At 47.0% G+C, this 11539-nt stretch carries 8 protein-coding genes; 4 read left to right on the forward strand and 4 right to left on the reverse strand.

Translation table 11 applies throughout. The annotated features are described in order from the left end of the window. Window positions 1-144: 144 nt before the first annotated feature. Window positions 145-378, forward strand: coding sequence for a hypothetical protein (locus QUA24_RS25810; protein WP_333233159.1), 234 nt, complete (start codon window positions 145-147; stop codon window positions 376-378). A 511-nt stretch (window positions 379-889) separates the two neighbouring features. After that, window positions 890-1030 (forward strand): hypothetical protein, encoded by a 141-nt coding sequence (locus tag QUA24_RS25815; protein WP_333233161.1) that lies wholly within the window; start codon window positions 890-892, stop codon window positions 1028-1030. A gap of 264 nt (window positions 1031-1294) precedes the next feature. On the opposite strand, the gene QUA24_RS25820 is transcribed toward QUA24_RS25815, so the two are convergent. The 4 genes from QUA24_RS25820 to QUA24_RS25835 form a co-directional block, all read right to left on the reverse strand. After that, the gene (locus tag QUA24_RS25820) at window positions 1295-4204 is read right to left on the reverse strand and encodes an NHLP bacteriocin export ABC transporter permease/ATPase subunit (protein ID WP_333233162.1); all 2910 of its coding nucleotides are present in this window, start codon (window positions 4202-4204) and stop codon (window positions 1295-1297) included. A gap of 292 nt (window positions 4205-4496) precedes the next feature. Further along, window positions 4497-6707 (reverse strand): NHLP family bacteriocin export ABC transporter peptidase/permease/ATPase subunit, encoded by a 2211-nt coding sequence (locus QUA24_RS25825; RefSeq protein ID WP_333233163.1) that lies wholly within the window; start codon window positions 6705-6707, stop codon window positions 4497-4499. A gap of 143 nt (window positions 6708-6850) precedes the next feature. Continuing rightward, entirely contained in the window at window positions 6851-8638 is a 1788-nt protein-coding gene (locus QUA24_RS25830) for an NHLP bacteriocin system secretion protein (RefSeq protein WP_333233165.1), read from the reverse strand. Window positions 8639-9417: 779 nt separating this feature from the next. Continuing rightward, entirely contained in the window at window positions 9418-9567 is a 150-nt protein-coding gene (locus QUA24_RS25835; protein ID WP_333083725.1) for an isochorismate synthase, read from the reverse strand. A 126-nt stretch (window positions 9568-9693) separates the two neighbouring features. Here QUA24_RS25835 and QUA24_RS25840 point away from each other — a divergent pair, with 126 nt between their 5' ends. Continuing rightward, window positions 9694-9870, forward strand: a complete 177-nt coding sequence (locus tag QUA24_RS25840; protein WP_333233167.1) for a hypothetical protein — start codon at window positions 9694-9696, stop codon at window positions 9868-9870. Window positions 9871-10067: 197 nt separating this feature from the next. Continuing rightward, window positions 10068-11471 carry a nicotinate phosphoribosyltransferase gene (locus QUA24_RS25845; RefSeq protein WP_333233169.1) on the forward strand — a complete coding sequence of 468 codons (1404 nt, stop codon included), beginning with the start codon at window positions 10068-10070 and terminating at the stop codon, window positions 11469-11471. Window positions 11472-11539: the final 68 nt, after the last annotated feature.

Raw genomic sequence — 11539 nt, forward strand, 5'->3', positions numbered from 1 at the left:
ACCATTCTTTCAGAGGGGTATAAGGGCTATGTCCTTCATTCTATCAATGTTTTGACGGGGTTGTCACCCCGTCAGGCGGTAGCTCTGGGCCAAGAAAGGAGCTACAATTTCTCCTCAACAGAGGTTTCAGAGTGGCTGGAGTCGATGAATGCGAAGCATCAGAGTCAGTCAGATACTTCAGGCGAGTTGTCTGACAGTGAGTTGGATGATGTTGCTGGTGCAGGACCTGCGACGGCGATCGGCCTCGCCGTCGCAGGTGCTGTATTGGGAGGTGTAATGGCTTACAGGTCAGGAAGAGACGTCGGTGGCGTGCTTGATTGGGCGGGAAAAGGAGCTAAACTTGGAGGTACCCTCGGTTTCTTTGCTCCTACACCGTAGGTAATCTTTGTCTTAATTAGGACTTACGTCTGAGATACCTGGATAAGGGGGTTGAGAATGTTATATTTAAAGCTGTAAACCGGCTTTTCTGAAAGTAAACCACATCGATATCAAGCCAATCCTATCGCTGAAGAATTGAACGACTTGGAACTCTAAGCGCACAGACGGCATCCGTACTCTCACAACCAGTCAAGCGCCTATCAAACCGCGCTTGACTACTCATTACCAACGACAATAAACTTCATTTGCGAGGATAAAAATAATGTCTGACACTAAAAATCATGACCTGCATTTTAACTCTGAGAATCGCACAAACAAGTTGGCTGATGGTGAACTGGATGAGCGCGATCTTGAAGTTATCAGTGGAGGTTGCCCTCCGCCTCCACCACCAAGCCCACTAGACATATTCCAAGCTAAATTAAAAAAGGACATAGGGTTCAACGCATACAAAGCGTCTTACGCACTCATCAGTCGTCTGTAGGAATTCTAGCATCCCTTATCTACAGAAAACATGAATGCAATACAGCCCGTATACCTCATGCAGCAAGCCCCCGGTATGGGTAACGCTACAATATTCAGCGTTGGCTTAGTTATCGCGTGCTTGCTATTGCTAATTTTGTTGTGGTTGCCCGATTTGCTAACCAAAGAATAAGCAGTTCGGCAGCGGATTATGTAACGGATGTAACGGATGTAAATGATATCAAATCCGGTAGCATCGGAATTATTAGTAGCCAAAATTAGGAGACGGCACTGCCGTCTCCTCTATATCATTCGGGTTACACCGGAATTGATATGAGATGTTACACCATTTTTAATAAGGCTTTTATGAACGGGCAAGATGCCCGTTCCACAAGAAATTTACTCTTTGTGGAACGGGCATCTTGCCCGTTCTTGAGAATGGTTTTACATTGAATCTCTACTCTAACTGTCGCTCAACTAATCTCGCAAATAATCCTCCCTGTTCGATCAATTCCTCAAACGAACCAAATTCTACCAAACGGCCGGCTTCAATTACATAAATACGATCGGCATTGCGAATCGTACTCAGGCGGTGGGCGATGACAACTCGCGTCACATTCAACTTATCCAAACTCTCAGTAACGATCGCCTGCGTGCGGTTGTCCAAAGCACTCGTAGCTTCATCCATCAGGATAACCTTTGGTTTGACAACCATCGCGCGGGCAATTAACAATCTTTGTCGCTGTCCTCCCGAAAGATTCGTGCCGCCTTCGCTGACAACCGTGTGCATTCCCATCGGCATTTGTTCGATATCGGCGGCTAAACCGGCCATTCTGGCGGCTTCCCAAGCTTCCTCCTGCGTTACCATCGCCCCGCAGGTAATATTGTCAAACATCGAACCAGCATTAATTCTGCCGTTTTGCAGCACTACTCCTAACTGCCGCCGCACAGCTTGAACGTCGAGGCCTGCTAAATCTTGATTGTCGTAATAAACAGTGCCACTTTGTGCTATTTCAAATCCCAATAACAGCCGAAATAATGTTGATTTACCGCTACCAGACGGCCCGACGATCGCGATAAATTCCCCCGGTTGAATATTGATACTGACATCATCTAAAATTGGGGGCCCGTCCTCCCGGTAGCGGAAAGTTGCCCTATCGATCGTAATTTGGCCTTTCAAGCGGCCGGGATCGGCTTTTGTCGAGTCAGATTCCGGGATGCCCTGGACGATCGGTTTGGCTCGCTCCCACAGCGGTACAATTCCTAAAATATCAGTTAGGGTATTGCTCAAATCAGTGACGCCAGAAAGAAAAGTGCCGAAGGCGGAATTAAAAGCCAGAAAGGTTCCCATATTCAGTCCGCCTCCTCCTGTTTGAGAAGTTTGCATGAACACAATTGCAAACCAAAACATCAGGATAGAACTTACTAATGGCAGCGCTTCGTTAAAAACAGAAACGCTGTCATCAATTCGTTTAATTCCTGTTCTTAGCTTGATTTGCTGGCTATACTTTTTCGCCCAAGCTGCAAAGGCTCGCCCTTCGGCGGCCGCTACCCGCAGCTTTGATACTCCGTTAATCAGTTCTACTGTCAGCCCGTTAATGTCGCCTTCTCCTGTTTCCATCTTCCGCTCTTTTGGGATTAAGAGCAAGCTCGATGTGACTGTTACTATAACCGCAATAAGAGTTAAACCAATTCCGACTAAAGCCAGCGGCAGGCTGTAAATAAACATCAGCCCCAAATTCAGCAGGGAAAATATGGCGCTCAAAAGTGTCCGCTGCGTCGCGCCGCTGAGTTGGGCGCGAATTTGATTAACTGCTAATAAACGAGTCAGCAAGTCGCCAGAAGAATAGCTGCGAAAAAAAGCCGGTTTTAATCTCAGCAATCGATCCCAAACTGCCGGCTGGAGAGTGCCGCTGGCAGCATTTTCGATCCGCAGCGTCATAATTGTTTGGGCCATGCTAAATACAGCCCGTCCGATCGCGGCAACTAACAACACCAGCCCTAGCTGCCACAGTAAAACGAGATCGCTGTCGGGAATAGCATCATTGACCAAAATCGAGGTGGCTTGCGGCATCACCATCCCCAGCAGCGTTCCCAATATCCCCAGCCCGAAAGCAACGATGATGTCTTTTTCGTAGCCTTTCGTCCCGAACCTAAACAGTTCCGCAGCGTTGCGAAGTAATAGCGGCAGGGGTCGGTAAAACATTAGAGTTTCTGGCGACAACTCTTGGGCTACTGCTTTAGTTACCTGTTGGCGGCTGTGATCGATGGGATCGAACAAAGTATAGCGAGATCCCTTACCAGGCAACAAAGCTACTGGTCGATCGTCGGACTTTGTATAAGCCAATAGCGGGCCGCAGTTCTGCCGCCACCAATCTCCAACCAGCAGCACGCGGCGGGTACGAAATTGGGACGATCGGGCGATCGCCTCCATCGGATCTCTAACTCGGCTGAAATCTTCGGAACCCGCCGGGGGATTGACGGTTATACTTTGTGCCTTACCTACAGCCCCAGCAGCGATTAACAGCGGCGTTCCTTCCTCAGACAAGGCAGTTTTCCGGGGATGCAAAACCTCGGTTAAATCTCCCAAAGCTGTCTGAGTTACTTGGCGGTTTAGCTGTTCGCGTTCCTGAAAGCGCCGAAATTCTTCTGCTTTTTGCTGGGAAACCAGCAAGTTCAAGCAGCAGCAAAAATACTCGTGCAGCAAAGCTAAACTCGCGGGCAGCCAGTCGGCATTTTCCACCTCTGCTGTTGAGAAAATTTGCACCTCAACTTCCCCGGATGCCACCAGTAGCATATTCCCAGCCAAAGGAAATGTTGGGGAAGCGGAATTTAACTGCAATTCCCCGACACTCGCATCGCCCGACGAGACGCGCACCCAGACAACTGTTTCCGGCGGCGATCGCAGCATTTGACCCGGAAGCAGCGATATTTGCTGCGAGGCTGCTACAACAGCAGTTTCTGGGGCAACTTTTTCCTCCGGCGCGTGAAGCGGATCTATCCCGTAGGGAATCACTCGTTCTCCCAAATGCTGTATCCACCCTTCCACAAGCGATCTCGTTTTGCTCTCACCAGCAGCCACTAAAGCGCCACAATCTGCGATCGCGATCGGTTCCAGTTCCGTTTCGGCGATCGCGATCGCCAGAATCCCCCACCCCTCCCCCAGGGCGGCGCCGAACAAAGCCTCGCCTGTACCTACGCCGAACAGATAATGGCGGTTTCCTACAGGCTTCTCACTTTGTATCTTTGCTGCAAAGACTGCGATCGCGCCCGATCGAACAATCCATACCTGATGCGGGTGATTCAGCAGCAGCGGTTCATTTCCTTTAATTCGGTGCAGTTTCTTAACAGGATTTAGATCGAGCATAGCTAGTAATTTGCGATTAGTAATATCAAGTCGGGCAGGGGTTTAAAGCCCTGCCTCAAAGAAAACAGTCCGATCGAATCGATCGGCCTAATCCACACATTCGCCGGGATTAAAATTCCCGTCTCATAGCTAAAATCGGTTAAAACCGACTCAATAGCTAAGACTCTATAGCCAACACTCAATAGCCCAATCAAACCATCGCTCATTTCAGTCCTCTTCAGAGGATTTTAGCTATTAGGCAGGGAATGAATTCCCTGGCTGAATGTCGGGTTGGCTACTGTATTTCTGCTATTTATTGTTCGTTCCCAACCAAACGAGCATAAGCTCCTCCCAGCTTTTGCAACTCCTCATGAGTGCCTCTCTGAACTACTTTCCCCCCTGCAATCATAATAATTTCATCGCAATCTCGAATTGTACTCAAGCGGTGAGCAACCACAATACAAGAAGTACCGCGACGCCTCAAATTGCGATCGATAATTAACTCTGTTTCAGCATCCAGAGCACTCGTTGCTTCATCCAGCACCAACACCGCCGGATTCCTTACTAATGCCCTGGCAATTTCCAAGCGCTGCCGCTGTCCGCCGCTCATATTTGTCCCCCCTTCATTGAGTTGAGCATCGTATCCTCCCGGCATATTCAAAATAAGTTCGTGAATTGCCGCATCAATGCACGCTTGCACTAAATCTGCTTCCGGTACTGTCGGGTCCCAAAGCGTGAGATTTTCCCGAACAGTGCCAGCAAATAGAAATATCTCTTGTTCGACCATTGCCAGCGAATTTGCTAGGATAGAACGCGGAATCAAATTGCGGGGAACCCCGTCAAATAAAATTTCGCCATTCATTGGTTCGTAAAGCCCGGTCACAAGTTTGGCAATAGTAGATTTGCCCGAACCGCTGCCCCCCACTAACGCTACCCGCTGACCAGGTTTTACGGTTAAGTTCAAGTTTTCAATTAGCGGCGCTTCCAAGCGGCTGTAGCCAAAACTGACACTCCGCAATTCAATACTTCCTTGCAGGTGAAAAGCATCTGGTGCGAGCGCGCCGCGGTCGTTTCCACTATTAAAAGAATCGCGGTCGGCTTCTGGATCGATCGGGTTTTGTAAAACGTCATCAAGTCGGCTTAAATCGGCTTCTAATTCTTGCAATGTGCCGCCAAAATTGACCAGGTTGTTAACAGGTCCGAGGAATTGCTGAGTGAGACTTTGATAGGCAATTAACATCCCGATACTCAAACCGCCGTTCATCACCCGCAAGCCCCCAACAACTAAGATAGCAGTTGCAGCTAATGCCGTTAAAAATGCTGGTAATATTGACAATATTTGAGTGGGCAAAGCCAATTCTTGCTGGGCGTTGCTCATTTTGGCATAGTACCCGGCAAACTTAGAAAATAAATCGAATTCTAAACCGCTAGCTTTGACAGTTTCTATAGATTGAATGCCTGCAATTGCAGCACCGCCAACCTTACCTGTTTCCTGAGCTAATCTGGTGTTAGCATCGACGCGACTGCGGGATAGAGATTGCAGTGCTAAAAAGTTTAAGGCTGCAAAAACAGCGGCAACACTGGTCAATACCCCGTCGTACATAACCATAATTATCGCATAGAAAACCATCATCACCGCGTCAATCACAGTTGCAGCAAGTTTCCCCGATAAAATTTCAGCAACCTTGTCATTAACTTGGCAGCGGCTGCTAATTTCACCTGCAAACCGCTGGGCGTAAAATCCCACAGGCAAGCGCAAAGTATGCCAGAGAAACTGTCCCGACATCGAAATCGAAAGCTTGTTTGCCAGCCGCCGCAAATAGAAAAATCGCATCCGCGCTAGCAGCCCTTGGACGGCCGCCGCAAACAGCATTCCCAGTATTAAAGGCCGCAGCCACTCGTGACGGTTTTCGACGAGAATTTCATCTACAAAAATTTGGGTAAATGCCGCGCCAGCCAAACGGGGAACAGTCAGTAATAAACCAGCAATTAAACAAAATGCGATCGCCCAGCGGGAACTTTGCAATCTTGAATCTAAAGCACTGGCAATACTCGGTTTTTTGCCGCCCTTTTTAAACTCCGGCCCAGGCTCAAAAGTCAAAACAACGCCAGTATAAGCAGACTTAAATTCTTCTAGGGAAACAGTCCTCGGCCCCGATGCTGGGTCGTTGAGATAAACGCGCTTTTTCTTAATCCCCTCGACGACCAAAAAATGATTGAAATTCCAAAAAATAATAAAAGGCGGCGGTACAGTTTTCAACTCTTCGACAGTTTTTTTAAACCCTTTAGCATCTAAGCCGTAAATTCTGGCTGCTTTAAGGATATTAGAAGCTTTGCTGCCATCGCGAGAAACACCGCACTCGCTCCGCAATTGAGCTAAAGGTACCGGGTGTTCACAGTAACTCAAAATAATTCCTAAAGCAGCAGCACCGCATTCTACTGCTTCCATTTGTAACAGGGTGGGAGTACGAACCCGCCTTAATTTGCGCGGCGTAAAAAATTTGTCAATCCAGGGAATTTTCATTGCTTATTAACGGGTAATTAGTAAATGAACAAGACTGAGGCACCGGGGCATAGAAACCGGGTTTTTTTACGAAAATACTTCGTGAGGGCGAGCAGATTAGGTAAAAAAGCCGGTTTCGGACTACCCATGCGTCAGTCCTGTTGTTAGTAAACCCCAGTCAAAGACCGAAAAATAGGAATCACGTAAGAAATCGGCGCTAACTGCCCGATTTGAACCCGAACTAGCGCAGTAGTACCGGGGGAAATCTTGAGAGCAGGCCCGTTCGAGGAAGACCATTTGTAACCGCTGATAGTGTTCGGATCTGGCTGCAATTCCACAAAAACTTGCACGGGAGCACCGCCACCAGCTATGTTTTTCGAGATGCTGTCAGCCAAATTTTCATTGCCGATAATTGCCGACATATCTTGATTAGTAACCGGAAAAGGAGAAACTTGGGTTACTTTGCCGACAATGCCACCGTAGCGCTCTCGCTTGACGACGCTAGGGGTAACTTGTACAGTCATTCCCGGTTTAATTTGCTTGCCGTCTCTGTCAGCAAAATAAACAAGACTGACCATTTTTTCGCGAGCATTTTGAGATTCAACTGTCCCGATCCTTGTACCGATGTTCAGCATTTGACCTGCAACGGCGCTAACTTCTAAAACGCGGCCGTCGTATTGGCTGGTAATTTTGCTGTCGGCCGTCAACTGATTCTGCAAGTGGGCAATCTTGCGTTTAACTTCCTGAATTTGATTTGTTTGGGCGATCGACTTCTCTAAATCTTGTTGAGCTAGTTTGACCACTTGGGTTTCCATGTCTTTAATCTTAGTTTTGATTTCGTCAATTTTATTCAGGTTTTGCAGGTACTCCCGTTCGGTGTTACTTTTCTGAACTTTAAGTTCTTGGAGATTGTTTTTAATTTCGTTAAGGCGGTTGAGATTTTTCAGGTACTCCCGTTCGGTATTGGTAGCTTCTACCTTGAGTTGCTGCCGGCTGTTTTTGAGGTCGTCAATTTTATTGAGATTTTGCAAGAATTCGCGATCGCTATTGGTTTTCTGAACGTCGAGTTCCTTTAACTGCGTTTCAATATCCGCCAGTTGCATCTGAGAGTCCGCGAATTCCTGTCTCGCTTGCAGCATTACATCCTCGCTGATCGCCCTCTCTTGTTCGTAAAGAACGCGCCGAGTTTCAAACCGCTGCTGTAATGTTTCCACCAAAGAAGTGATGTGCTGCTTTCGCTGCAAAAGACTGTCGCGTTTTTTGCCGATCGCGGCCAGAGTTTGCTGCCGCAATATCGGTGCAACTTGTTCCCGGCGCAAACTTTCTTCCAAACTTTGGCGTTTTTCTGCTAATGCTGTCAGAGTTTGCTGCCGCAGTACCGGCGCAATTTGTTCGCGGCGTAAACTTTCTTCCAAACTTTGGCGTTTTTGCTCTAATGCCGCCATACTTTGCTGGTGCAATATGGGTGCAACTGACTCCCTATTTAAGCTTTCTTTAAGGTCTTTTTGCTGCTGTTCTAGGGTTTTTAATTCCAGGGCAATCTGCTGTTTTTGCAGTTTATTAGTATCTTGTTTTTGCCCTTGCAGTTCAGCTAATTTCGCTTTTTCTTGCTCTAGCTGCTGCTTGAGGTCTAGTTTATCAATTCTACCGATTTCCTGACCTCGTTTAACAACATCTCCCGGCTTGATATTCAGCTTTACCAATTGACCGGAACTAGCAGCTTGAAATTGCACGACGCGGCGGGGCAGAAGCAACACGCCTTGACCGGAAACAGTCAGCGGAATTCGCCCGATCGCACTCCAAACCCCCGCAGCGGCAACTAAACAGCCAATTGCAGTTAGTGGCAGCCACGATCGAGGACTAACCACCTGCATCATTTCGTCGAGGCGTTCCGGTGAAGATAAGCGATCGATCGCTTCAGTAGTGAAAAGTTTGTTTTGTTTTACCTGCATCAGCTATTCCTTTCGAGAGTGCGATCGCGGCTTTAAGCAGGGGTGTATTTGAAGGGGAAATTCCTTGCCAGTCAATTGAGGCCCAAACAATTTCCCAACAAACGTTCAAAGCTTCCGTGCAATTACTTGAATGTTCTCACTCCTGTTTGCAGCTTGCCTGTAAAATCACTTTACGACAATTAACCCTCGTAAGACCTAACTAAAAGTAGAGTTTTCAGCTAACAAAAAGACCAGCTTACGGCCAGTCTTCAGACGGGGGAATGACCCGAACTTTTGGCTAGGTATCGCCCGCAGCCAGTGCCTACACATTGGTCACAGTTAAGCTAAAAACACTTTTGTCAATGAGTAGAATTACTCTAAGGTATCGAAGTAGCAACTTAAAATATGGTGCGATTTGTTCAAGGAGGGGGGTAAAACATTTACGATTCTTGGAAGGATTGCTATATAGTTTGATTTTTGATAAGATTACTGAACCAACCCTAGTGCAACATAATGTTCTAGTTTTGCTTGGTGTTTCTCTAATTTATACGCAGTAAACCACGGGCAAAAATCTTTATTTCAAAAGCTTACTCTACACTGAATATGCCTTTTGTCAATTGGGGAAGTTCAATGTAATTGGTGATTAGTAATTGTAGGTGGGGTAGAAGGAAGGGAAATTCTACCATTACTATTAACAGTCAACAGTCAACAGTCAACAGTCAACAATAATTAATTGTTAACTGTTGACTGTTAAACTGAATCCCTGTGCCGAACTCGCTAGAAACTGCCGGAATGGCTGTTCATTCTTTGGATTTAGAACTTTTGGAAAGCTTACCTTCAAAAGGTTGAACTCCACTATTTGGATAGTTGTCATCGCTGGGGCTAAAAATCCGCACCGCTGCTTCCGAAACGTAACGCATTGCGTTTGTCAAAGATTTAGAAAGATTCATAGAATCTGCCTCTCTTGTCTGAGTTCTGATACTTTTAATATTACTCGGATTTTTGGGCTGTGGATGAGTTTAGCAATATTTATTTGAATTACTTATTGGTCTGCAACATAGAAGCAAGCTGAAGGTTTGAGAAATTACGCATTTTTGGACGATCGACCTTTTGCTGGTAGATTTTTCCTTGCTCAGCTCAAGCACTCGCGATCGCCCTCCCGACGCTCAGAAACCGGGTTGTCTAACTCTCTTCAAAGGCTGCAAGGAAATATTTTCGCAAAAAACCCGGAACGCTTGAGTGTTTGTGCTTAATTCCTGAGTTTGTTAAATTCAGTATTTATATTGCTTTTACCATAATATTAATCGAAAAATCAACCTAAATCTGCTATTAAAGGGCATAATAAGCGAATTTGTCCGACAAATATCTGCAATCTTTATCAAAAATTTACAAAAAGATATGGTGTTTGTCACTATAATTAAAAAAAAGAAGTTTGTTCGGGGTTTTTCTTATGGAAACTGCGACAGAAAGCCTGCAGCTCACAGGTTTTGAAGAAATCTTAGAAGACCAGGAACTAACGGTTTCTTCAGCAGATTACAGCCTTTTGACCGATCTCTACCAGCTAACGATGTCCGCTTGTTACGTCGGGGAAGGGATCGACGGGCGGGCCGCGAGTTTTGAATTATTCGCGCGCAGGCTGCCAGAAGGTTTTGGCTACGCGATCGCGATGGGTTTGGCTCAAGTTATCGATTATTTGGAAAAATTTCGGTTTTCGCCGGCGCAAATTGAGGCTTTGCAGTCCACTGGGATTTTTGCCGACGCCCCGGAGCGATTTTGGACTTTACTCGCCACAGCCCGTTTTACTGGAGATGTTTGGGCGGTGCCGGAGGGGACGGCGGTGTTTGCCAATGAGCCTCTGCTGCGAATTGAGGCTCCTCTGTGGCAGGCTCAGTTAGTGGAAACTTATTTATTGAATGCGATAAATTATCAAACTTTGATTGCGACGCGGGCAGCGCGGCTGCGGGATGTGGCGGGCCCGGAGGCTAAGTTGCTTGAATTCGGGACGCGCAGGGCTTTTGGGCCTCAAGCTGCTGTTTGGGCGGCTAGGGCTGCCCTGGCTGCGGGATTCGACGGAACTTCTAATATTTTGGCTGCTTTGAAGTTGGGCCGCAAGCCTGTCGGTACGATCGCCCATGCTTTGGTAATGGCTGTGGCTGCCCTTGAAGGCAGCGAGAATCAGGCGTTTGCAGCTTTTCACCGCTATTTTCCGGGGGCGCCGCTACTGATCGATACTTATGATACTGTGGCGGCGGCGCGGATGTTAGCCGATCGAGTCAACAGCGGTGAAATGCAGTTGGAAGGCGTGCGGCTGGATTCGGGCGATTTGGCGCTGCTGTCTCGGGAAGTTCGATCGATCCTTCCGGGCGTTCCAATTTTTGCTAGCGGCGATTTGGACGATCGAGAAATTGCGAAATTAAAAAGTAGCGGTGCTTGCATTGACGGTTACGGTTTGGGAACGAAGTTGGTCAGCGGTTCTCCTGTCAACGGTGTTTATAAGTTGGTGGAAATTGACGGAATTCCGGTGATGAAAGAGGCAAGCGGCAAGGTAACATATCCAGGAAGAAAGCAAATTTTTAGACATATTGAAAATGGGCAAATTCTCGGAGATTATTTGGGATTGTCGGGAGAAAATATTAATAATTGCGATTCTCATATACCATTAATGAAATTGGTTGTCAAGGACGGCAAACGAGTGCAGAAGCCGGAAAGTTTGGACGATATCGCGAAACGAACTGCTGCTTCTGTCGCCAGTCTTCGCCCCGAAACTCGCCAACTTGACAACCCGATTTCGCCGCAGGTGGAAATTTCTCCAGATTTGCAGAGTCTCACCCAAAAAACGAAAAAGAGTCATTAGTCATTAGTCATTAGTCATTAGTCATTAGTCATTAGTCATTAGTCATTAGTCATTAGTCATTAGTCATT

It is taken from the genome of Microcoleus sp. Pol12B5 (assembly GCF_036701335.1).
In the GTDB taxonomy this organism is placed as follows: Bacteria; Cyanobacteriota; Cyanobacteriia; order Cyanobacteriales; family Microcoleaceae; genus Microcoleus.

Coding starts and splice junctions, on each gene's coding strand:
- QUA24_RS25810 (WP_333233159.1), top strand. CDS start 145: ATGAATGCGAAGCATCAGAGTCAGTCAGATACTTCAGGCGAGTTGTCT.
- QUA24_RS25815 (WP_333233161.1), top strand. CDS start 890: ATGAATGCAATACAGCCCGTATACCTCATGCAGCAAGCCCCCGGTATG.
- QUA24_RS25820 (WP_333233162.1), bottom strand. CDS start 4,204: ATGCTCGATCTAAATCCTGTTAAGAAACTGCACCGAATTAAAGGAAAT.
- QUA24_RS25825 (WP_333233163.1), bottom strand. CDS start 6,707: ATGAAAATTCCCTGGATTGACAAATTTTTTACGCCGCGCAAATTAAGG.
- QUA24_RS25830 (WP_333233165.1), bottom strand. CDS start 8,638: ATGCAGGTAAAACAAAACAAACTTTTCACTACTGAAGCGATCGATCGC.
- QUA24_RS25835 (WP_333083725.1), bottom strand. CDS start 9,567: ATGAATCTTTCTAAATCTTTGACAAACGCAATGCGTTACGTTTCGGAA.
- QUA24_RS25845 (WP_333233169.1), top strand. CDS start 10,068: ATGGAAACTGCGACAGAAAGCCTGCAGCTCACAGGTTTTGAAGAAATC.